The organism is Anabaena catenula FACHB-362, from assembly GCF_014698735.1.
Classification (GTDB): Bacteria; Cyanobacteriota; Cyanobacteriia; order Cyanobacteriales; family Nostocaceae; genus Anabaena; species Anabaena variabilis_A.
On sequence record NZ_JACJTQ010000021.1, the window covers coordinates 31,469 to 55,358 of the forward strand.

Below are 23,890 nucleotides of genomic sequence, written 5' to 3' on the forward strand. Positions count from 1 at the left end.
TAAGAGTTATTTATAATTAGCTAAAATTTCTATATGACTTAATGCTGCTGATATGGTCACAGGTGTACAATATCCACCGCCATGCCTGGAAATAACTGGACAGGATACTTTTTTAGCTAAATCTAAAACATATTTAGTTAATTCTTGAAAGTCTCTATTTGTCCAATCTGTAATGCCTTTACCACAATCATCTCGATGTGAGTCATACCCAGAAAAGATGAAAATTAAATCAGGATTCCAGGGTAAATTTTCTAAAGCATGACGGAAGGTTGATAAACTTTCATGACTTCGGTAAAATTTCCCATCTAATCCTATTTCTGCAATAATATCTGGTGTTATTCCCTCAGAAATAAGAGGAATATTACAATGACCAATTTTTTCTGCCATCGTCGTTGTCCCATAGCTTAAATTAGAAGCTTTAGACATATATATATCAACGGCAGTATGGATACTAATGCAATAAACACTATCGTCACAGCTAAAAATTGATTGCGTACCATCTCCATGATGAATATCCCAATCTATAATTAATATTTTATGGAAACCTTGGGACTGAGCATATTTTGCTGCTGTTGCTAAAGGGTTAAGTAAACAATATCCATGTCCCCAGTTTCTATGTGCATGATGTCCTCCTAAACAAAAACAGTAGGCACGTTCTAAACGTCCTCTTTTTATTTCATCTATAGCAGCAAATATTCCCCCCAAGCCATATACATAACCGGGTAGGCAATATTCAAACCCTTCGCATTCAATACCCATAAGTGGTAAGGAACGCAATGATTCATTAAGTGGTTTTCCCAATGCCTTGAAAATTAACTTTTGTAGATAATCATGACTATGAACTCGCAGATATTCACTATATTTAACTTTCTTAACAGGCAAAGATGGATAAATAGTGATTTTTTTAGAAATTTCTTGTCTGATGTGATTGTAATGAGGAAATGAATAACCTACAAAAGAAATCGAATTAATTGCTTTAGAGGTTTGGCAGGTGTGCGGATGAAAATAAGTGGCAAACATATTGAATTAAGCAATGACCAATGACTAATGATTAATACTTTCATTCAGTCGGCGAATTATCCGCGATAGTTCACGAATAATATTCACCGCAATTTCTGGAGTTTCTTCAATCGCATCATAAAGTTGCTCTTGGGTGAGTTCTAAACATTCACAAGGATCTACAGTCGTAGCGGTGGCGGAACGGGGTTGAGTATCAAATACAGCCATTTCCCCGAAGTATTTCCCTTGCTCAACTTCTGCTAATTTGGTTTCCCCAATATGAACTTTGACTTTACCAGATACAACAATATAGAGCGATCGCCCTTCTTCACCCTGTTTAAAAATACTGTAATTAGCGGGATATGATAGTTCATTCATCACTGAAGCCAGCCGAACTACAAAATCATCTCGCAATTCATTAAAAATGGGGACGCGCCGGACAAATAACAACCGATCAACGCTGGTGAGCATAATTACTAGTTATTAATCAAACAATCTTTACAAGTTTCAAATCTGAAGTGAGAAGGCGATTAGCCATATTAACAACGATTTTGACCTAACCCCTTGAGGGTAGATGTAGGGTCTGGAGAATATTATACCAGTTAATCAGTAAGTAGATGATGAGCATGAACACTTGTATATTTCCTTGAGAAGTATATCCCTCAGTCTTAGCCATTGGCAGAAAACTGATCCCTAAACCTGTAGTGTTAAGTAACTTTATTTTTACCTTGGTCATAAAACTGTCTGGAGTATTGATATAATAACTACCACTGTGGGGCATTTAAATAAAGGGTATTTATATCAAGTCCTGCTAATTGTTTATCAAAAAAACTCTCCGTGTCTCCGTGTCAACCCCTAATCATAAGTATTCAACTGGACAGGATATAATATCCCCATTTGAGACTTATAGCAGGTTGCGTAGTTAGGAGGTACAAAATCTAAATTGAAACCTATACACAAAGCCAGTTTTACTCCTGACTCCTGACTCCTGACTCCTGAATTCTGCTGTATGGAACTTTAGCATCTCAACTCACGCACATCGGGTATGATTATGTACTTTTTAGAGAATTATTCCCTCATAGAAATTTATAACAATGTACATAGCAAAATTATTCATGAGGATAAATTTACTCCTAGTCAAGTGACAGTCCTAAGTCCTATAAAAGAATTTCCAACTGTAGGAAAAAAAGAATCAGAAGTTGTAACTCCAATCACTCCCACAGCTATATCAATACCTTCTGATTATTTAACTCAGGCTCCAGAAATCAACGTTGATCAAAATGGTAATCATTTAACAACAGAACCTAGCTACCCAGAGCAAAAGCCTTTTAAACCACAAAAGTTACCCTTAGTACTAGAAAATAATAAAGCGCGACCGCTTTCAACTCCCAGTATTACTATGCTGACACCATCTGCTTATGGTAAATCTTGGGGAAGAGCTTCTATTGCGGTAGGATTACAATCTCGCGCTCGCTTTACCGACAAAGCAGATGGAGTTTTAGGTGTGGGTATAGGCTTAGGTGATGCTAACAAATCGGTTGGTTTAGATGTAAATATAGGTATTGTTGATCTGGATTCTTTCCAAGATGGAAACATTAGTTTAAAATTACATCGCCGACTACCAAATGATATGGCTGTAGCTGTCGGTGTGAAGAATTTTGTAACGTTTGGTGACACCGATGGAGGTACATCTGGTTACGGTGTAGTTACTAAAATGTTTCGCTTACAAGATAGTGATAGCAAACCTTTTAGTCGCCTTTATGTATCCGCTGGTGTGGGTGGTGGACAGTTTCGTTCAGAATCGGATATTAACAAAAAGATTGATTCAGTTGGTGTTTTTGGGAGTGTAGCGATGCAAGTTGCAAAACCCGTGAGTGCAATCATTGAATGGTCAGGACAAGATTTAGGCTTGGGTTTATCTGTCGCACCATTTAAGAAAATTCCTTTAGTAATAACACCAGGAATTAGCGATATTACTGGCAATGCAGGTGATGGTAGCCGCTTTATATTAGGTATCGGTTATAGTCTTTCTTTTTAGTGTAATTTACATCAATATTTAGGATCGGATTGATGAAATTTAATCGTTTATTCTTGTCAATTTTTTTGTCGGTTATTTTAATTCTCGGTTTCTTGAAATCAGTTCAGGCACAATCGCAAAATCAGTCCGATATCACTAATCCTGATCCCCAAGAGGTTGTTAACCCTGGGAATCAGTCAGATATCACTAATCCTGATCCTCAAGAAATTCTTAACCCTAATGATGATAATCAGAATCCTGATAAAATTGTTGTAGATAGAAATGAATTTGATAGAGATTTTTCAGCAGCAACACCAGAAGAAGCTGTGAAGCAGTTGGAAGAATTACAAGCTTTTCAATTTGGGGCATATTTAGGTACTGACTTTTTTGGAGATATTACTTCAGCAGAAGGGATTGCTAACAATTTAGCCATTCTTTCTAAAAAAACAAATCGAAAAGCGGCAGTTATTTACGTAACTGCTCTAAAAGACAAATTGAGTCTAATTATGATACCGCCAATTGAAAATCAAAAAAATATTTCTAGCAATTATAAAAGCTTACAAGTTACAACACAAATTCCTGCATATCAGCCTCAAATTCTCCGCAAAGATATCCAAGAAGCCAAAAACAGCAATATCCAAAAAGTTGCTAAAGAGTTTAGATCTAAAATTACTAATAATAGACGCAACGATTACTTTAAAAGCGCTCAACAACTCTATAAGTGGATAATTGAGCCTCTGGAGCCAGCCTTAAAAGCTAATAAAATCAATACCTTAATCTTTTCTCTGGATAGCGGCTTGCGAACTATTCCTATTGCTGCTTTACATGATGGTAAACAGTTCTTGATTGAAAAATATAGTATTGGTATTATCCCTAGTTTTAGCCTCACAGATACTCGTTATGTTCCTATTGTCAATTCGGATATCCTGGCTATGGGGATATCGCAAAGTACAGAAGGACAAGAGCCTTTACCTTCTGTTCCCATAGAAATAGATGCCGTAAGTAAACAAATTTGGCAAAGTCAGGCTCAGATATTTTTGAATGACGCATCTACCCTAAATAATCTCAAGGCTTTTAGTAATAAACAGAATTATGGGATTATTCACTTAGCAACTCATGGTGATTTTAAACCAGGAAAAATCAATAATTCTTATATTCAACTTTGGAATGAAAAAATTAACTTACAGCAGTTGAGAAAGTTATCTCAAGAATTACAATGGAGTAAAAATCCTAAAGTAGAAATGTTAGTTTTGAGTGCCTGTAGAACTGCCTTGGGTAGTCAAGAAGTAGAATTAGGATTTTCTGGTTTAGCAGTGCAGGCAGGGGTAAAATCGGTATTAGGTAGCCTCTGGTATGTGAGTGATCAAGGTTCTCTGGCACTGATGACTAAATTTTACGAGCAGTTAAAGATGACTTCCTTGCGCTCTGAATCTCTCAGACAAGCTCAGTTAGCCATGCTGAAGGGCGAAGTTCGCATAGCCGATGAACAATTATATCTATCCCCAGAAAAGCGCATTTCTCTACCTCCAGAACTGTCTAATTTAGGTAAGATAGACCTATCCCATCCTTACTTTTGGTCTGCTTTCACTATGATTGGTAACTGGAATTAAAATAATTCGTAATAGTGCCTCCGGTCCCGCTAGGGATACGTAATTCGTAATTACAGCGGTTTGCAACAGGTATTTAACCCCAGGGAATTTGTTAACAGTTACAGCAGGGAACAGGGGTGTCAAAGGAATGTTCTGGAAATGGTGCTTGAGAGTTTTTATAATATCCCTAGGGTTGTTGTTAATATTGGCTTTAACTTCCCATTTGGGAGCGGAAATTTTTTGGTTTCAGGAAGTTGGCTATTTACAAACATTTCTGCTGCGTTTAATAACTCAGAGTGGTTTATGGGTGGGAGTTGTTAGCATTAGTTTTGCCTATCTTTTAGGAAATCTTGCAGTAGCAAATCGACTGAAATATCCCTCTTTTCTGAACATTGAGCCAGCTAGAAATGAGGAAAAAAGATTTGGTAGGGAATTAACAAAGTTTCTTAGTCCCCAGTATGCCAAAGTTGATGAAACCGCCAAAATTGATTTAGGAAAGACAGAAATTAGATTACACTGGCTACTTCCTTTGAGTTTAGGACTAAGTTTTTTGGTGGGGTTTATTGTGGCGCATTATGGGGAAATTACCCTAACTTATTGGTATGGGGAGGTTAATCAGGTTAGTCTACTTCCCCCTTTATTCCAATTGGAGACAATTTGGAACTTAGCCAACAGGGTTATTTCACAAGCTTGGTATTTCGTCTTAGCTTTGGTAATAGCGATCGCACTTTTAGTATATTCTCAATTTTGCCTCAGAGCGATCGCAGTTATTCTCAGTCTCGTTTTTGGCTGGGTGCTGTCTCACAATTGGGAAAAGATAGTTCTCTATTCCCATTCCACACCTTTTAACAGCACAGAACCTTTATTGGGTAAGGATATCGGCTTTTATATTTTTTACCTCCCAGTCTGGGAACTATTGGCATTTTGGCTGGTTGGATTATGTTTATATGGCTTTATTGCCGTTATTCTCACCTATCTTTTATCAGGAGATAGCCTCAGTCAAGGCATTTTTCCAGGCTTTTTACCACCACAAAAACGTCATTTATTTGGCTTGGGTGGCTGTTTGATGTTGGTAGTGGCTTTTAGTTATTGGCTGAGTCGCTATAAACTTGTTTATTCTCCCCGTGGGGTGAGTTTTGGTGCTAGTTATACCGATGCTCACGTACAGTTGCCTGCTGAAACCATGTTATGTGTTTTAGCTGTAACGATCGCATTTTACCTGTTATGGCAAACTTTATTTTGGAAATCCAAATCTCGGCATCATCGCTGGATAATTTACGCGGTGAGTGTTTATCTAGGCTTAATAGTTATTGGTGATTTTATTGTACCTGCTGTTGTGCAGTATTTAATCGTTCAGCCGAATGAATTACAGCGAGAGCAACCTTACATACAGCGTACTATTGCTCTAACTCGTCAAGCATTCAATTTAGAAGTAATTAATTCTCAAACCTTTAACCCCCAAGGAAAATTAACTCAAGCTGATCTCAAAGCCAATGATCTCACAATTCGCAATATCCGTCTTTGGGATCAAGAACCACTCTTAAAAACTAACCGTCAATTACAACAAATTCGTCCCTATTATCAGTTTCCTGATGCCGATATTGATCGCTACCAAATTACAACTCAATCACAATCAACAGAAAAACAGCAGGTATTAATTGCCGCCAGAGAATTAGACTATAACGCTGTACCACAACAAGCTAAGACATGGGTAAATCGCAATTTAATTTACACTCATGGTTACGGCTTTACTATAAGTCCCGTTAATAAAGTTGCTCCTGGTGGTTTACCAGAATATTTTGTTAAAGATATTAGCGGTAATAGTAGTGCATTAACTACTTCTAGTGAAGCCATTCGAGAAAGCATTCCTATTCAGGAACCACGAATTTATTACGGAGAAATTACTAACACTCATGTCATGACTGGCACGAAAGTGAAAGAATTAGACTATCCCAGTGGCAGTGAGAATATTTATAATACTTACGATGGTAAAGGTGGAATTAGAATTGGTTCTCTATGGAGACGCTGGTTATTTGCTACCTATTTAAAAGACTGGCAAATGATATTCACACGAAATTTTTTGCCAAAAACTAAAGTATTATTCCGGCGAAATATTAACCAACGAATTCGCGCCATTGCACCTTTTTTGAAATTTGACAGTGAGCCTTATTTAGTAGCTGCTGATGCGAATCCTGACAATAAAAATCTACAATTTCCAGGGGCAAAAAATTATCTTTACTGGATAGTGGATGCTTATACAATAAGCGATCACTATCCATATTCTGACACAGGTAGCGACGGCATCAACTATATTCGTAACTCCGTTAAAATCGTCATTGATGCTTACAATGGCACAGTGCGATTTTACATTGCTGAACCAAAAGATCCCCTCATTGTTTCTTGGTCAAAAATCTTTCCGCAAATGTTTCAACCGCTTTCAGCTATGCCTGCAAATCTCCGCAGTCATATTCGCTATCCGGTTGACTTCTTTAAAATTCAATCGGAACGGTTAATGGTTTATCATATGACCGATGCCCAAGTATTTTATAATCGGGAAGACCAATGGCAAATTCCCAATGAAATTTATGGAACCCAAACCCGTCCAGTTGAACCTTACTATTTAATTACTAGTCTTCCTAATGTTGCCTTTGAAGAATTTATATTGCTGATTCCCTACACACCCAAACAACGAACAAATTTAATTGCTTGGTTAGCAGCGCGTTCAGATGGCGAGAACTACGGTAAATTGCTGTTATATAACTTTCCTAAAGAACGCTTGATTTATGGAACTGAGCAAATAGAAGCCAGAATTAACCAAGATCCCGTAATTTCTCAGCAAATTTCTCTATGGAATCGTCAAGGTTCTAGTGCAATTCAGGGTAATCTTTTAATTGTTCCCATTGAGCAATCTTTATTGTACGTTGAGCCAATTTATTTAGAAGCTACACAAAATAGTTTGCCCACTTTGGTGCGGGTAGTTGTCGCTTATGAAAATCGAATTGTCATGGCGCAAACTTTGGAACAAGCTTTGCAGGCGATTTTTCAGTCAGACTTAACACCAGCACCGGCGATTATTCGTCCTGTGGAAGAAGAAGGAATACCACCAGGTTAGGGACTTCTAAAAAATGCCCCATCTTTTTATGGCAGGGGGCAGGGGGCAGGGTGTAGGGTGCAGGGAAAGTGTTTTTGATTCTGTTAATTGATATTGCGTCTCTTGAAAACTTTTTATTAATAGGAAAACTCGGAAAGTGACAAAAGAGGGTTACAACAGATTGCAGATCAATGAGGTACAAAATCAAAATTGAAACCTAGACACATTCGCCAGTTTTACTCCTGACTCCTGACTCCTGACTCCTGACTCCTGACTCCTGAATTCTGCTGTATTTTTTTGAGTTGCCTTAGAGGATGTCTGAAGAAGTCTAATTTCATTTTGTCTAACTACTTACAAAACTTGCAAATTAGTTTTTTGGCGCAACTACATGGCATGATTTGTATTTTGAGATGATTCAAACAATACTATGACTGACAATACAGATTTTCGCATAGAACGGGATTCAATGGGCGATCGCTCAATTGCTAGTAATGTTTATTACGGTATTCAAACCCAAAGGGCTATCGAAAACTTCCCCATTAGCGGGATTAAACCTTTACCTACTTACGTTGATGCTTGTTTGTTTATTAAAAAAGCTACCGCAATTGTCAACGCTGAACTAAATTGCATTCCCGCAGATATCAGTAAAGCCATAATCCAAGCTATTGATGAAATCTTAGCAGGTAAATTACGAGATCAATTTGTTGTCGATGTTTACCAAGCAGGTGCGGGAACTTCTCACCACATGAATATTAACGAAGTTCTTGCAAATCGTGCTTTGGAACTTCTCGGTGATGAAAAAGGTAACTACAAACGAGTTAGTCCTAACGATCATGTAAACTATGGGCAGTCTACCAACGATGTCATCCCCACAGCAATTCGTATTGGTGGTTTATTGGCGCTTTCCCAAACTTTACACCCAGCTTTAGAATTAGCGATATCAGCTTTGGAAGCAAAAGCTGTGGAATTTCAAGATATTGTCAAATCTGGAAGAACCCACCTACAAGACGCTGTACCTGTGCGTTTGGGTGAAAATTTCCGGGCTTGGGCTTATATTCTCACAGAACATCAAAACCGTCTCTATATCGCTTCTGGGGATTTGATGGTGTTGGGTTTAGGTGGTAGTGCTGCGGGTACGGGAATGAATACTCACCCTGAATATCGCCAACGGGTGGTAGAAGTGCTTTCGCAATTATTAGAATTTCCCCTAGAACCTGCACCCCATTTAATGGCTGCAATGCAAAGTATGGGTGCTTTTGTAAATGTTTCCGGTGCATTGCGGAATTTAGCCCAGGACTTGGTGAAAATCTCCCATGACTTGCGTTTAATGGATTCAGGCCCTAAAACCGGATTTAAGGAAATTCAACTGCCTCCAGTCCAACCTGGTTCTTCAATTATGCCAGGGAAATATAACCCGGTAATGGCAGAGATGACATCAATGGTATGTTTTCAGGTAATGGGATACGATAGTGCGATCGCACTGGCTGCCCAAGCTGGACAATTAGAATTAAATGTGATGATGCCTCTCATTGCCTATAATTTAATTCACAGTATCGAAATTTTGGGTAATACCATTTCTGCCCTGACTGAAAGTTGTATTCAAGGCATTACCGCTAACACAGAAAAATGTTTAGCTTATGCCGAAGGTAGTTTAGCATTAGTCACCGCCTTAAATCCGCATATCGGTTATTTAAATGCTGCTGCTGTGGCTAAAGAATCTTTAGAAACCGGAAAATCACTGCGTCAAATAGTTCTAGAAAAAGAATTAATGACAGAAGCGGAATTAGCGACTGTATTAGATTTAGAGCAAATGAGTGCAATCGTTCCTTTAGAGACTTCCAAATAAAAAAATATCCCGTATTTGTGGGGGCAGGGGGCAGGGTGCAGGGTGCAGGGGGAGGAAAAGTCGTTTTGATTTCACAAATTGGATCGTCTTTTTTGTGGAGTTCTCTTAACATAATTAGGACTTGCTTAATAAAGCTAGAACTTAGATATACCAAGAGTTTGAAGGTTAAAAAAGGTGAATCAGGTGCAAGGAATAAGCGTTGAAACTGTTCATTTACCTATCACTTTTCCAGGTTCAAGATTATTCTTATCTTCTTCTAATTCTTCCTCCGTTCACTGAGCGTAGCCGTTCGCGAAGCGTCTCGTTCACGTAGTGTCTCCGACAGGAGAAGAGAAGTGCTGACTCCTGACTCCTGACTCCTGACTCCTGCTATATCACTAAATTGCATTGCTTCCACTTTAACTTTCGTCCCATCAGTTTTGTGACCATATTAATCAATGCAGTTAACTCAATCGGCTTAGAAGCACACATATTAAAACCTGCTGCTAGTATTTCTGTGGAATCTCCCTCTCTGGCATAGGCCGTTAACGCAATAGCAGGAATTTGCCCTCCTTGTTCTGCTTCCATAAGCCTCACTTTGCGGATTAGTCTATAGCCATCTTCTTCGGGCATTCCAATATCACTAATTAATACTTCTGGTGGGCATTTTTGAATTTCTAAGAATGCCTCGGCAGCGGAAGCAACCGCCCTTACCTTAGCCCCAGAGTCCTGTAACACTAAGGTGAGAAGAGATAGTGTATCAATATCATCGTCTACAATCAGCACTTCTAAATTATCAAGAGGTAATGGGTGTAGGGAAACTGAAAAATTTGGATCTATTGTTTCCACTATTTCTGTAGTTACACCAGAGGCCTTATGTGGCAGACTATTTTTTGCTTCTAAAAGAGGCAATTTCACAGTAAAGGTCGATCCTAGCCCTTCACCAGGACTGTCTGCATAGACGGTTCCGCCATGTAGTTCTACCAAATGGCGGACAATTGCTAACCCCAGTCCCAGTCCCGTTTGGCTTCTAGTTATGCTGCCATCAGCTTGACGAAAGCTCTCAAAAACACAATCTATAAAGTCTGGTTTGATACCAATGCCCGTATCAGTAACTTGGATCTGAGCGTACCTCTGCTCCGTCTGTTGTGTTTCTTGGCTACTGATGACTGATAGACTAATTTCTACTTTACCGTCTTGGGGCGTGAACTTAATGGCGTTAGTCAGTAGGTTCCAAACAATTTGCTGCAACCGTTCTTGATCACCTGAGACGCGAAAAGTTAAGACGGGGGAAATAGAGGTAGATGATAGGGGTGAAGAAGTAAGTTCTTCCTGATTTATTGGGGTTATTGTCCTATGTTGCCCCGTGTCGGTGACGACAAAAAAACTAAATAAAATATTTTTAGCTTGAGCTTGCAGATGCACAGTATCTAATGCCGCTTCAATTATAGGTAATAGATTGACGGGGCAGATATTTAAAGATAATTTGCCATGAATAATCCGTGAGACATCCAAAATATCCTCAATAAGTTGCTCCTGCGAAAGTGCATTGCGTTCAATTGTTTCCAAAGCGCGTGCAGTGGTTTTCTCATCTAATTTGCGATTGCGGAGCAGTTTAGACCAACCAAGTATCGAGTTGAGAGGTGTGCGGAGTTCGTGAGAAAGGGTAGCTAAAAACTCATCTTTCATGCGGTTTGCGGCTTCCGCTTCCTTGAGGGCTGCTTGCTCACGGAGTAATTTGGTGCGTTCTTCTTCAGCTTGTTTGCGATCGCTAATGTCTTCGACTGTACCCACATAACCGATGATTTTGCCTTGATCAGAAAGCATTGGTGATGAGTGAAAGTTTACCCAACGCAAAATTCCTGCTGGCATCAGTATGCGAAACTCACGGGAGTATTCCCTACCTTCGCGGATGCAGATCAACCATTCTGCAAGTACCTGTTCTCGGTCTTGTGGATGTAGCGATCGCAACCACCCTTCTCCTAAACTTTCTTCTGGAGTAATACCCAAAATAGTTTGGTAGCGAGGGTTTGTGTATGTACACAGTCCGGCGATATCTGTTAAGAAAATACCCACAGGAGAGCAAGCACTTAAACAACGAAACTGTTCTTCACTTCTTCTTAATTGAGCATTGGCGGTGATCAGTTCTGCTGCTTGTTGTTTTACCTCCATCGTTTTCTCAAACAATTCAACAAATGCTGCTACCTTAAATTTTAATATTTCCGGGTCAATTGGCTTGAACAGATAGTCTACTGCGCCCAGGGAATACCCTTTAAACACCATCGACTCACTATTACTAAATGCTGTTAAGAAAATTATGGGGGTGTATTGCGATCGCTCTCGTTGTCTAATTAAAGCTGCTGTCTCAAATCCATCGATATCTGGCATTTGGACATCGAGTAAAATTACGGCAAAATCTTGAGTAAGCAGACATCTCAAAGCTTGGGCCCCTGATGTAGCCTTCACGAGATTGTGACCAAGGCTTTGAAGTATCGCCTCTAAAGCCAGCAGATTTTCTGAATGGTCATCAACCATGAGAATGTTTACTTTTGCACTGGATACCATAGAAAAAATATTTGTTTTGATATAAAGAAACGCTGTTCAGCTTCTAGTTAACCACTGTCTACCTTTTGCCCACTATGTTGCAACTATCTAAAGTTACAAATTTCAGCCAAATGAAGCCTGATTTGCAGTTACATGGTTATTTATTCAGAAAAAACTCAGCATTAAAGATTCTTCAGTTTCTTGAAATCTAATACAGTGTAAGTCACACAGTTGTTTTCATCCCACTGCCCCCTGCACCCCTGCACCCCTGCACCCTGCCCCCTGCACCCTGCCCCCTGCCCCCTGCCTAAGTCCCGTTAACAGCTTAGTTTACCCACCAAATTTATTTCCTGGGGAGGATGTTGGGGCAAGAATTCCTTGTCAGTCTAGAGTGAGAACCTTTACTAGTGTAAAATGCCGCATATCTTACTGGTAGATGACGAAGCATCCCTACGCGAAAGCCTTACTTACACGCTGCAAAAAGAAGGCTATACCGTGACAACGGCAGCAGACGGACATAGCGCCATCAAACAGTTTCACAAGGAAGTACCAGATATAATTTTGCTCGACCTCATGCTACCGGAGGTTGACGGGATGGAAGTATGCTGGCGAATTCGGGCATTTTCAGATATTCCTATTGTCATGCTCACAGCCAAAGATCAGGATATTGAGAAAATTTGGGGCTTGGAAGCAGGTGCAGATGATTATGTCACCAAGCCATTCAACACCCGTGAACTGTTGGCACGAATCAAAGCAGTGTTGCGCCGTCGTTCCGGGAATGAGTCTGATTGACCGAAGAGACCGCTTCAGAGGGGAAGACGCGGTGACGCGGAGAGATTATCCCCGTGTCCCCGTGTCCCCGTGTCTTCTTCAAACTCTCCTGGCTAAAGCCACTGGCTTTCCAAACTACCATCAAGTTTTTTTATGAAAGATTGGTTTCCTGGTAGAAAATTAAATACCATTCATGCCAAGCTTTTAGCCACATACCTGCTACTAATAACCTTGGGAACTTCTTTGATGGCAGGCTACATCCTGTGGTCATTCCATATCTACTTGATGCGAACACGGGAAGCTGATTTGGATAACTGGACAATTGCCTTGAGCGAGAGTGCAGGAGATGCTTTAGCAGAAACGAATCTTCAGCAGGTAGAGGTGCTGGTAAAGCGGTATGGTGCGCCACAAAATGTGACGCTTCGCATTTTTAATCAACAAGGTCGTCTACTAGCTACTTCTGATCCCCAAGGAGATAAAAAGGTAACAGACTGGTACAAGGTTCCTGGTGTATGGGAAGCTTTGCAAAATCGTCCACAACAAGGTGTGACAAAAGGAGTTTTCTCGACAGAAGATCGCCTATACGTCGCTAGACCAATTGTGCGTAACAATCAACTACTGGGCATAGTGCGAATGTCTATCACTCTAAAACAGGTTCAGAACCAGTTTACTAGAGTGATTTGGAACGTTTTGGGGACACTATCGCTGACAATCTTGCTATGTGCGCTGATCAGCACTCGTTTTGCTCGCAGTCTCTCAAAACCAATTGAAACTATGCGTAACTTTGCGATTCGTTTGGGCAGCGGTCATTTTGGCGATAAGCTTGATATCCATGAAAACAATGAGTTAGATCAATTAGCGGTGGAGTTAAACCGGATGAGTGAACGGTTGGCTTCGCTAGATCAAGAGCGTCGGGTTTTTCTAGCAAATGTCTCTCACGAACTTCGCACACCCATCAGCAATGTTCAGGTAACAGTAGACGCACTCAGAAATGGAGCATACGAAGAACCCCAATTGCGCGATCGCTTTTTCCAAACTATCGAGAACGAGATCCAACGCTCATCACGACTGATTCATGACCTGCTGGATCTAGGACGTTTGGAAGCGGGTGTTTCTCAGATGGAACAACAACCTATCTCACTGCGGGATCTAATTAACCGTGCTGTTGGGACAATGGAACCCCGAATGCAAGCCTTCAGTATATCAGCGCGAGTAAATGTCGTTGACCTCATGCTAGTGGGTGATCCAGAACGGCTATTACAAGCGATTTTAAATGTACTCGACAATGCTATAAAACACTCAGTGCCAAATTCCCAGGTCTTTATTTCTGGGTACAACGAGGACGCTCTAGCAGTTGTGAAAATTCAAGACCAGGGGATAGGCATCAGTGAGAATGATTTACCCCGGATTTTTGAGCAGTTTTACACGACTAATCCCTCCCGTCAAGGTAATAGCAACGGTTTGGGATTAGCGATCGCCAAGCAGATTGTAGAAGCTCATCATGGTAGTATCACAGCCAACAGCACACCCAATCAGGGGGCAACTTTTACGATTTGCTTACCGCTGAAAGCGAGAATTTAACGATACAGCCAAACACGCAAAAGTGAAAGTAACTGTTCAATATCTACGGGTTTGGTGATGTAATCTGATGCGCCTGCTTCAATACACTTATCGCGATCGCCGAGCATGGCTTTAGCAGTCAGTGCAATGATCGGCAAAGATTTAAATCGGTCGTTTTGGCGGATCTGGCGTGTTGTTTCATAACCATCCATTTCTGGCATCATCACATCCATCAAAACAACATCAATATCTTGTGTATTCTCTAATATCTTCATACCCTCACTGCCATTCTCAGCGTATATCACCTGCATTTGATAGCGTTCCAACATACTAGTCAGGGCAAAGATGTTACGAATATCATCGTCTATGATCAAAACTTTCTTGCTCGTGAGGGAGCCGTCTGTTGAATGCAATTGTTCCAGCAGTTGACGTTTCGGTTCAGGCAGATTTACCTGAACGCGGTGCAGGAGTAATGCGGTTTCATCGAGGAGATGTTCAGGAGTTCGCACGTCTTTGACGATGATTGTCTCCGCTATCCGTTTGAGTTCAGTTTCTTGGGCTGGGGAAATTTCCCTACTGGTGTAGACAATAATTGGTAAAGCTTCACCATTGGGGTGTTGCTTAAGCTGCTCGATCAGTTCAAAACCGGTCATATCCGGTAGTCCTAAATCGAGGACAAGACAATCAAAAAGCTGAGAGCGAATGGCTTCTAGGGCTGCTGCACCAGTGCTAACAGCCGTAATCGTCACATCGCTGCTGCCAATTAGCTCGATAATGCTCCGTCGCTGATCATCATCATCTTCGACTATCAGCAAATCTTTCACTCGGCGCTGAACAAAACCTTTAATTTTGGTCAATGCATCAGAGACTGTCTCTCTAGTTACGGGTTTCTGCACATATGCGATCGCTCCTAATTGCAAACTGCGTTGTCGCCCTTCTTCAACTGTCATGATATGTACAGGAATATGACGCGTGTTTGGGTCATGTTTCAAGCGATCCAACACCGTCCAACCATCCATCTCTGGCAACCGCACATCCAACAAAATGGCTGAAGGCTGGAATTGCTGGGCTAGGCTTAACCCAACGCTACCGTTTTGGGCGGCTATAACTTTAAATCCTTGCTGCCGCGCTATGTCTAGCAAGATGCGAGCAAAGTGAATATCATCCTCGACAACTAGTAGCACATAGTCGTCTTCTTCAAGATTAGTGCGATCATCATTCAGAATTGTTGAGGGAGAATAAGCACTCAGGAGTGGCGATTTCGGCTCAGAAATCTGTACTCCTAGCTCAGAACTGAATTGTGGCAAGTAGAACGTAAACGTACTACCTTGATCAGGGTGACTAACAAGTTTAATTTCTCCGCCAAAGAGACGGGCGATTTCCCGGCTAATCGACAAGCCTAATCCCGTACCACCGTATTTCCGACTAGTAGTGCCATCAGCTTGCTGGAACGCCTCAAAAATCACCTTTTGTTTATCTGGGGCAATACCAATACCCGTATCGATTACTGAAAATGCGATCGCTATCTCGGAGCGATTTAAGGTGTCCTGGTTGAGGCTCCATCCCTGCTTGGCCACATCAATCCGCAATTTTACTTCACCACGCTCGGTAAATTTGAAAGCATTGGAAAGCAGATTTTTCAACACTTGTTGCAAGCGTTTGGCATCGGTATAAATGGTTCTTGGTAATTCAGCAGCCAATTCAATGGAGAAAGAGATGCCTTTATCTTGAGCTATTTGCCTAAAGGTACGTTCAATATGGTCGCCCAACTCTGTCAACAACATTTGGGTCATGTTAATTGACATCGTTCCAGATTCGATTTTGGCCAGATCGAGAATGTCATTGATCAGTGCCAAAAGGTCAGTACCTGCTGAGTAAATTGTACGGCTATATTCGACTTGCTTACTGGTAAGATTGCCCTCGACGTTATCTGCCAACAGCCTAGCTAAAATCAACAAGCTGTTTAGCGGTGTCCGTAGTTCATGGGACATATTAGCAAGGAACTCAGACTTGTATTTTGATGACAGAGCTAGTTGTTCTGCCTTTTCTTCTAAAGACCTTCTAGCGTGTTCAATTTCTCGATTTTTGCGCTCGACTTCTTTCTTTTGCAGAGCTAACAAATCTGCCTTTTCTCCTAACTCGGCGTTGGTTTGTTGTAACTTGTCTTGCTGACCTTTGAGCAAATCCTCAGATGTTTTCAGTGATTGGGCTTGTTGTTCTAAACGCTTGTTGGTTTCTCTGAGTTCACTTTGCTGGGTTTGCAATTCCTCTGCCAAAGACTGGGACTGCTTGAGCAATTCTTCGGTCCGCATCGAAGCCGCAATGGTGTTGAGGACGATCGCAATACTTTCGGTGAGTTGATCAAAGAATGTCAAATGAATTTCGCTAAAACGGCGGAAAGAGGCTAATTCAATCACCGCTGTCACCTGTCCTTCAAATAGCACCGGTAACACTACGGCATTTAATGGAGTTGCTTCTCCTAAACCAGAGGAAATTTTCACATAATCATTCGGCACTTCCGTCAGCAGAATTCGTTCTCTTTCTAAAGCGCATTGTCCTACCAAGCCTTCACCCAAGTAAAAGCGGTTAGCCAGATGTTTGCGTTCGCGATAAGCGTAGCTACTAAGTAATTTTAGATATGCTGCATTTTCTCCACTATCCATCAAATAGAATACGCCTTGTTGCGCTCCTACCAGCGGTGCCAGTTCGGAAAGAATAAGTTTGGATACTGTTTCCAAGTCTCGCTGACCTTGCAGCATTCGCGTAAACTTGGCTAAGTTCGTTTTTAACCAATCTTGTTCTGTGTTTTTCTGCGTTGTTTCCCGCAGGTTGGCAATCATCTGGTTGATATTGTCTTTGAGGATTGCTACTTCCCCTAATGCCTCAACCGCAATGGAGCGAGTTAAATCACCCTTAGTTACAGCTGTTGCTACTTCTGCGATCGCTCTTAACTGAGTTGTCAGGGTGGCCGCGAGTTCGTTCACGTTGTCGGTCAAATCTTTCCAAGTCCCAGCCGCCCCAGGTACTTTAGCTTGACCGCCTAATTTACCTTCAATACCCACTTCCCGCGCCACTGTGGTGACTTGATTGGCAAAGGTCGCCAGGGTATCAATCATCTCGTTGATTGTTTCTGCCAAGGTTTCAATTTCTCCCTTGGCATCTAGCATCAGTTTCCGCTTCAAGTCACCATTAGCAACCGCTGTCACCACTCTAGCAATACCGCGCACTTGTGCCGTCAAGTTCCCCGCCATCGAGTTCACATTGTCGGTCAAATCTTTCCAAGTACCCGCTACACCTTGCACCTGCGCTTGACCGCCCAATTTACCTTCGGTTCCCACCTCCCTCGCCACCCTTGTGACTTCTGATGCAAAAGAACTCAGTTGATCCACCATTGTGTTGATGGTATTTTTCAAGTCGAGAATTTCGCCTTTGACATCAACGGTGATTTTCTTGGAAAGGTCGCCATTCGCTACTGCTTTGGTAACTTCGGCAATATTCCGCACCTGTGCTGTTAAATTCCCCGCCATTGAGTTAACGTTGTCGGTCAAATCTTTCCAAGTGCCAGCTACTCCTCTGACATAAGCTTGCACGCCCAATTTACCTTCAGTTCCCACTTCCCGTGCCACCCGCGTTACTTCCGAGGCAAAGGAATTGAGTTGATCCACCATTGTGTTAATGGTATTTTTCAACTCCAGAATTTCGCCTTTAACATCAACGGTAATTTTCTTGGAAAGGTCGCCGTTAGCTACTGCTGTTGTCACTTCGGCAATGTTACGTACTTGTGCCGTTAAGCTTCCCGCCATGAAATTCACGCTGTCGGTTAAGTCTTTCCAAGTCCCAGCTACCCCCTTAACTTCCGCTTGCACTCCCAGTTTCCCTTCGGTTCCTACTTCCCTGGCAACCCTTGTGACTTCCGATGCAAAGGAATTAAGTTGATCCACCATTGTGTTGACAGTGTTCTTCAACTCTAAAATTTCACCTTTGACATCAACAGAGATTTTCTTGGAAAGGTCGCCGTTAGCTACTGCTGTGGTGACGGCGGCAATATTCCGCACTTGTGCAGTTAAGCTTCCCGCCATGAAATTCACGCTATCGGTCAAGTCTTTCCAAGTCCCAGCCACGCCTCTCACATCTGCTTGTACTCCCAGTTTTCCTTCACTTCCCACTTCTCTAGCAACCCGCGTTACTTCCGATGCAAAGGAACTAAGTTGATCCACCATGACATTAATGGTATTCTTCAACTCCAGAATTTCGCCTTTCACAGCCACAGTGATTTTTTTGGAAAGGTCGCCATTAGCGATCGCTGTGGCAACTTCGGCAATATTCCGCACTTGCCCGGTAAGATTACCTGCCATTAAGTTCACGTTGTCGGTCAAGTCCTTCCAGGTTCCCGCTACCCCCCGGACTTCCGCTTGCACACCCAATTTACCTTCTGTTCCCACTTCCCTCGCAACTCGCGTTACTTCCGATGCAAAGGAATTAAGTTGATCCACCATTGTGTTGATGGTATTTTTCAACTCCAGAATTTCACCTTTGACATCCACAGTGATTTTTTTGGAAAGGTCGCCAGTTGCGACTGCTGTGGTGACTTCGGCAATATTCCGCACTTGTGCCGTTAAGCTTCCGGCCATGAAATTCACGCTATCGGTCAAGTCTTTCCAAGTGCCAGCCACACCCCTCACATCTGCTTGTACGCCCAGTTTCCCTTCACTCCCCACCTCTCTAGCAACCCGCGTCACTTCCGATGCAAAGGAATTGAGTTGATCCACCATTGTGTTGATGGTATTTTTCAACTCCAGAATTTCACCTTTGACATCGACAGTGATTTTCTTGGAAAGGTCGCCGGTTGCCACAGCTGTCGTCACTTCGGCAATATTCCGCACTTGTGCCGTTAAACTTCCCGCCATGAAATTCACGCTATCGGTCAAGTCTTTCCAAGTCCCCGCAACGCCTTTAACATCTGCTTGTACGCCCAGTTTGCCTTCACTTCCCACTTCCCTGGCAACCCGCGTTACTTCCGATGCAAAGGAACTGAGTTGATCCACCATGATATTGATGGTATTCTTTAACTCGAAAATTTCGCCTTTCACGTCAACGGTGATTTTTTTAGAAAGGTCACCATTAGCGATCGCTGTGGCAACTTCGGCTATGTTGCGAACTTGCCCAGTAAGATTACCTGCCATTAAGTTCACGTTGTCGGTCAAGTCTTTCCAAGTTCCCGCTACACCGCGTACTTCGGCTTGCACACCCAGTTTTCCTTCGGTTCCCACTTCCCTCGCAACTCTTGTCACTTCCGATGCAAAGGAATTAAGTTGATCCACCATTGTGTTGATGGTATTTTTCAACTCCAGAATTTCACCTTTTACGTCAACGGTGATTTTCTTGGACAGATCGCCGTTAGCAACCGCCGTTGTCACCTGGGCAATATTTCGCACTTGTGCCGTCAAGCTTCCCGCCATGAAATTCACACTATCAGTCAAGTCTTTCCAGGTTCCCGCTACCCCCCGGACTTCGGCTTGACCGCCTAATTTTCCTTCTGCACCCACCTCACGGGCAACTCTTGTAACTTCTGATGCAAAGGAATTAAGCTGATCCACCATGATATTGACGGTGTTTTTCAACTCCAAAATTTCGCCTTTGACATCTACAGTGATTTTTTTGGAGAGGTCGCCATTGGCTACTGCTGTGGTTACTTCCGCAATATTACGGACTTGAGCAGTAAGATTACCTGCCATCAAGTTCACGTTATCGGTCAAATCTTTCCAAGTACCAGCCACACCGCGTACTTCGGCTTGCACGCCCAGTTTGCCTTCAGTTCCCACTTCCCGCGCTACCCGCGTTACTTCCGATGCAAAGGAGTTAAGTTGATCCACCATCGTGTTGACGGTGTTTTTGAGTTCGAGAATTTCACCTTTAACATCAACAGTAATTTTCTTGGAAAGATCACCATTAGCGATCGCTGTGGCAACTTCGGCGATGTTCCGCACCTGCCCCGTAAGATTACCCGCCATCAAGTTCACGTTGTCGGTCAAGTCTTTCCAAGTACCAGCCACTCCCTTAACTTCGGCTTGCACGCCCAATTTCCCTTCCGTTCCCACTTCCCGCGCTACCCGCGTCACTTCCGATGCAAAAGAACCAAGCCGATCTACCATTGTGTTAACGATATTGGCAGTTTGGAGAAACTCTCCCTGGAGGGGTCTGCCATCAATTTCTGTAGCGATCGTCTGGGATAAATCGCCATTGGCTACAGCCCTGATCACACGAGTAGTTTCGGCAGTCGGTTGGACTAAATCTGTAATTAGAGTATTGACAGAAGTAACACAATCTGACCAAGAACCGCTCACATTTCCTAAAGAGGCGCGTTCGATGATCTTACCTTCTTTACCAACAATATTGCCAATTCGCTGTAGCTCTGTAGCCATACGCTCATTCTGGTCAATAATATCGTTGAGCGTATCGGCTATTTTCCCCGCGATGCCAGTTTGATCTATAGGCAACCGAACAGAAAAGTCACCTTTTTTAACAGCATTCAGTGTTGTCAATAGCTGTTTTAAATCGAGATTGTCGCTATCTCTAGTTAACTGTTCAGTTGCCATAGTCTAATCCTTAAGAAATTTTTTGATGTTTTCTGCACTCTGTACCTGAAGAAGGAGTACTTTCAGGCTGATTCTATTTCTAAAGTTGATTGCACTGTAATCCTATGTTAAAGGTTTAAGGCTGGTATGTAAGGAGCCATGATCCTGGACTATCACGGTGAGACGACCCGTTTATGCCAGCGTTTGTCAGGCTTTCTGTGCGATGTTTTGAGTCCCAAAAGTAAACTCATACATTTTAACCCCCCAGAATGAAGTAGATAGGCACAAATAAACCGAACTATGTAACGAAATATAAAATACTCGATTGTAATTGCTGAAGCCTCCGGCACGCTTCGCGAACACTTTGCTTCGTTCGCAATGACATAGTTATAAATTTTCTCACCTACCTGACTTGAAAATCGGGGAAGGTGAAAGGACTTATTTTCATCCCTCCTGGTGTACACAGTTCATGATGGCTACTTAGTGAAAATCAAGATTCCTAATTAGATTTTAAATCTAATTCCATCTACAAAGATTTATTAGGGTTTGTGAAAATTAAAACTCAAAATGCTGTGAGTTCTTATCCAGAATGCCCTTATTTTCCTGACTAATTAATTGATATTGAGTGGTTTCCCAATTAAATTTCGTTTATATTATTTTAAGATCACGCAATTATTAACCATGCAAACACACAAACCATCCGTCAGCCTGATTCGGGCTAAATCTTACGCACAAGAGGCTTTAAGAGAATCCTTGGAAACCCTGCTAGAACCTTTAGGGGGAATGGCTGCTTTTGTAAAACCAGGAGATCGCGTTTTACTCAAACCCAACTTACTCACAGGTTCTCGTCCTACTAAAGAGTGTACCACCCGCCCGGAATTAGTTCGCGCCGTTGCTGAAATGGTAATTGCAGTTGGTGGTAAGCCATTTTTAGGAGATAGTCCCGCTTTTGGTAGTGCCAAAGGTGTAGCAGTCGCAAATGGATTATTACCAATTTTAGAAGAACTGAATTTACCAATTGTCGAATTTCACGGTAAACGTTATCAAACTGTTAACGACAATTTTAATCATTTGCTCGTATCTAAAGAAGCAATGGATGCAGATGTGATTATTAACTTACCCAAAGTTAAATCTCATATGCAATTAACCCTAACTTTAGGAGTAAAAAATCTCTTCGGTTGCGTCCCCGGTAAAATGAAAGCTTGGTGGCACATGGAAGCAGGCAAAGATGCTAACAGATTCGGAGAAATGTTAGTAGAAACTGCGAGAACAATTAATCCCGATTTAACTATTTTAGATGGAATTATTGGGCATGAAGGTAATGGACCTAGTGGTGGTGAACCTCGTCAATTAGAGGTTTTAGCAGCTTCGACAAATGTTTTTGCCTTAGATCGGGCAATGTTGGAAGTTCTCAAAGTTTCACCCGCACAAGTTCCCACTGTTGCCGCTTCCCAAAGGTTAGGAATTTGTCCCGAATTAAGTGATATTGACTTTCCTAATTTATCCCCAGATTTACTACAAATAGAAGATTGGCAATTACCTGAAAAGTTAATGCCTATCGACTTTGCCATGCCTCGTGTGATTAAGTCCACATTTAAGCATCTTTACATCCGCTTTATTAAGGAACCAATGAGTGCTTATGGCAAGGGATAAAGGTGGAAATAGATAATACTTTAACCTGCAAATAATCTTTTCTTAATCTCAATAAAATCAGGATAGTAGATAATGATGGCTTGACTATAACCATCTACACAACAAGTAAGTAGGCTGTGATCACCTCTGATTGCTTAAGCATACCGCCCTAGTACAAAGGCGGTTTTTTCATCGCTTCCTCTTGCTGCAACTGCGATGATTATTTATAAACTTTTAATATTGCTAATTGTTTGCTGCAAGCAAATATCTACCATCTAGATGTTATTTATCTACTTATATAGAGATTGACAAAAAAAACCGTAATAATCGCTATGCTGGAAAATTTAAATCCAGAAAGACTTTTGGTGAAAATCACTTAATAAAAAGGCGAAACAGCTTCACAGTAACTGATATTTGGCAATGGAGATATTCTATGGAAAAAATATTATTATTCCGATTTTCCGGAATGTATCGATATTTCTGTGTATCTACAGTTGAGAAATTGACAACACCCAAAATGCTTTAAGTGGGTTTATCTAAATCGATGGTGTATCAAACCTAATAATATCGGCGCAAATACTCTTACCAAAAGCCTTTTCAGATGTTATACTCAAAAAAAGTCATCCCAATCAACTCGGTTGATTAAACATCAAATTAAATGGACAAAGTAATTAATAATGCAGTGATAATGATCACAATGTTAACCAACCCTGACATAGATGCAGAAATTATCTGCACATATTTAGTCAGCAAATAAAGTATCAAATGTTTGAAACTTAATTTGTAACAAAAATGTCATGTATAAAAACCTAATATGCCACTTTTGAAACTGGATGAGATTCTTTAAAGCTACAGAGTTTACAGCAAAAAAATAGCTAAAATAGTATTGAGACTCTCTTTATAGAGAGTGAACCTACAAGTGATATGACGAACCACAATTTTGTATGAATTCAAATAGCCAGTCTGCCAATTCTTCCGATACATATTCCCAACGTTTGGCAGACATTGTGGGAACTGCGATCGCTCTCGTAACCCTGATCCTCCCTGTATTTATCATTTCTTACTATTCCTCACCCGATGTTCAGAATAGTCAGCAACAGCTAACCTATTATCTGGACAGAAGTAAAGAGTGAATAAGATGTAAAAGCATTCCAACAGTCATATATCATGTACAGCAACTAGATGGTTAATTAATTTAGTATAAAGATACTAAAAAATGGCATGGAAATGAATAGCTTGGGCAGAGATCCACAATTGCTCTAAAATTCTACACGGGGAACCAAATTG

General features: G+C 41.5%; 12 protein-coding genes. 8 read left to right on the forward strand and 4 right to left on the reverse strand.

Features of this window, described 5'->3' with window-relative positions; all coding sequences use genetic code 11:
* Positions 1 to 6: 6 nt before the first annotated feature.
* Together H6G68_RS14730 and H6G68_RS14735 are read right to left on the reverse strand one after the other, a co-directional pair.
* Positions 7 to 1,020, reverse strand: a complete 1,014-nt coding sequence (locus H6G68_RS14730; RefSeq protein WP_190907316.1) for an arginase family protein — start codon at positions 1,018 to 1,020, stop codon at positions 7 to 9.
* A 24-nt stretch (positions 1,021 to 1,044) separates the two neighbouring features.
* The gene (locus H6G68_RS14735; RefSeq protein WP_127051866.1) at positions 1,045 to 1,470 is read right to left on the reverse strand and encodes a cyclic nucleotide-binding domain-containing protein; all 426 of its coding nucleotides are present in this window, start codon (positions 1,468 to 1,470) and stop codon (positions 1,045 to 1,047) included.
* 574 nt (positions 1,471 to 2,044) lie between these two features.
* On the opposite strand from H6G68_RS14735, the gene H6G68_RS14740 reads away from it, so the two are divergent.
* The 4 genes from H6G68_RS14740 to H6G68_RS14755 all read left to right on the forward strand — a co-directional run bounded on the left by H6G68_RS14740 (position 2,045) and on the right by H6G68_RS14755 (position 9,542).
* Positions 2,045 to 3,037: a hypothetical protein gene (locus H6G68_RS14740; protein WP_242045273.1), complete on the forward strand. Its 993-nt coding sequence runs from the start codon at positions 2,045 to 2,047 to the stop codon at positions 3,035 to 3,037.
* Between the two features lie 32 nt (positions 3,038 to 3,069).
* On the forward strand, positions 3,070 to 4,626 hold the full coding sequence (locus tag H6G68_RS14745) for a CHAT domain-containing protein (RefSeq protein WP_190907317.1): 1,557 nt from the start codon (positions 3,070 to 3,072) through the stop codon (positions 4,624 to 4,626).
* Positions 4,627 to 4,753: 127 nt separating this feature from the next.
* Positions 4,754 to 7,717 carry a UPF0182 family protein gene (locus H6G68_RS14750; RefSeq protein WP_190907355.1) on the forward strand — a complete coding sequence of 988 codons (2,964 nt, stop codon included), beginning with the start codon at positions 4,754 to 4,756 and terminating at the stop codon, positions 7,715 to 7,717.
* 406 nt (positions 7,718 to 8,123) lie between these two features.
* Positions 8,124 to 9,542 carry an aspartate ammonia-lyase gene (locus H6G68_RS14755; protein ID WP_190907318.1) on the forward strand — a complete coding sequence of 473 codons (1,419 nt, stop codon included), beginning with the start codon at positions 8,124 to 8,126 and terminating at the stop codon, positions 9,540 to 9,542.
* 369 nt (positions 9,543 to 9,911) lie between these two features.
* Here H6G68_RS14755 and H6G68_RS14760 read toward each other — a convergent pair whose 3' ends face one another.
* Positions 9,912 to 12,086, reverse strand: coding sequence for a hybrid sensor histidine kinase/response regulator (locus H6G68_RS14760; protein ID WP_190907319.1), 2,175 nt, complete (start codon positions 12,084 to 12,086; stop codon positions 9,912 to 9,914).
* A gap of 393 nt (positions 12,087 to 12,479) precedes the next feature.
* Between H6G68_RS14760 and H6G68_RS14765 the strand changes: the two genes are divergently transcribed.
* Entirely contained in the window at positions 12,480 to 12,857 is a 378-nt protein-coding gene (locus H6G68_RS14765) for a response regulator transcription factor (protein ID WP_190907320.1), read from the forward strand.
* Positions 12,858 to 12,989: 132 nt separating this feature from the next.
* Complete coding sequence (locus H6G68_RS14770) at positions 12,990 to 14,417, forward strand: sensor histidine kinase (RefSeq protein WP_190907321.1); 1,428 nt, start codon at positions 12,990 to 12,992, stop codon at positions 14,415 to 14,417.
* Here the strand turns inward: H6G68_RS14770 and H6G68_RS14775 are convergent.
* Positions 14,414 to 20,992: a HAMP domain-containing protein gene (locus H6G68_RS14775; RefSeq protein ID WP_190907322.1), complete on the reverse strand. Its 6,579-nt coding sequence runs from the start codon at positions 20,990 to 20,992 to the stop codon at positions 14,414 to 14,416. The genes H6G68_RS14770 and H6G68_RS14775 overlap by 4 nt on opposite strands.
* Positions 20,993 to 21,652: 660 nt before the next feature.
* Here H6G68_RS14775 and H6G68_RS14780 point away from each other — a divergent pair.
* Complete coding sequence (locus H6G68_RS14780) at positions 21,653 to 22,624, forward strand: Npun_F2552 family protein (protein WP_190907323.1); 972 nt, start codon at positions 21,653 to 21,655, stop codon at positions 22,622 to 22,624.
* A 923-nt stretch (positions 22,625 to 23,547) separates the two neighbouring features.
* Positions 23,548 to 23,736 carry a TLTLP motif-containing protein gene (locus H6G68_RS14785; RefSeq protein ID WP_190907324.1) on the forward strand — a complete coding sequence of 63 codons (189 nt, stop codon included), beginning with the start codon at positions 23,548 to 23,550 and terminating at the stop codon, positions 23,734 to 23,736.
* The last annotated feature ends 154 nt before the right edge of the window (positions 23,737 to 23,890 follow it).

Coding starts and splice junctions, on each gene's coding strand:
- H6G68_RS14745 (WP_190907317.1), top strand. CDS start 3,070: ATGAAATTTAATCGTTTATTCTTGTCAATTTTTTTGTCGGTTATTTTA.
- H6G68_RS14760 (WP_190907319.1), bottom strand. CDS start 12,086: ATGGTATCCAGTGCAAAAGTAAACATTCTCATGGTTGATGACCATTCA.
- H6G68_RS14770 (WP_190907321.1), top strand. CDS start 12,990: ATGAAAGATTGGTTTCCTGGTAGAAAATTAAATACCATTCATGCCAAG.
- H6G68_RS14755 (WP_190907318.1), top strand. CDS start 8,124: ATGACTGACAATACAGATTTTCGCATAGAACGGGATTCAATGGGCGAT.
- H6G68_RS14740 (WP_242045273.1), top strand. CDS start 2,045: ATGATTATGTACTTTTTAGAGAATTATTCCCTCATAGAAATTTATAAC.
- H6G68_RS14750 (WP_190907355.1), top strand. CDS start 4,754: ATGTTCTGGAAATGGTGCTTGAGAGTTTTTATAATATCCCTAGGGTTG.
- H6G68_RS14765 (WP_190907320.1), top strand. CDS start 12,480: ATGCCGCATATCTTACTGGTAGATGACGAAGCATCCCTACGCGAAAGC.
- H6G68_RS14775 (WP_190907322.1), bottom strand. CDS start 20,992: ATGGCAACTGAACAGTTAACTAGAGATAGCGACAATCTCGATTTAAAA.
- H6G68_RS14785 (WP_190907324.1), top strand. CDS start 23,548: ATGAATTCAAATAGCCAGTCTGCCAATTCTTCCGATACATATTCCCAA.
- H6G68_RS14735 (WP_127051866.1), bottom strand. CDS start 1,470: ATGCTCACCAGCGTTGATCGGTTGTTATTTGTCCGGCGCGTCCCCATT.
- H6G68_RS14730 (WP_190907316.1), bottom strand. CDS start 1,020: ATGTTTGCCACTTATTTTCATCCGCACACCTGCCAAACCTCTAAAGCA.
- H6G68_RS14780 (WP_190907323.1), top strand. CDS start 21,653: ATGCAAACACACAAACCATCCGTCAGCCTGATTCGGGCTAAATCTTAC.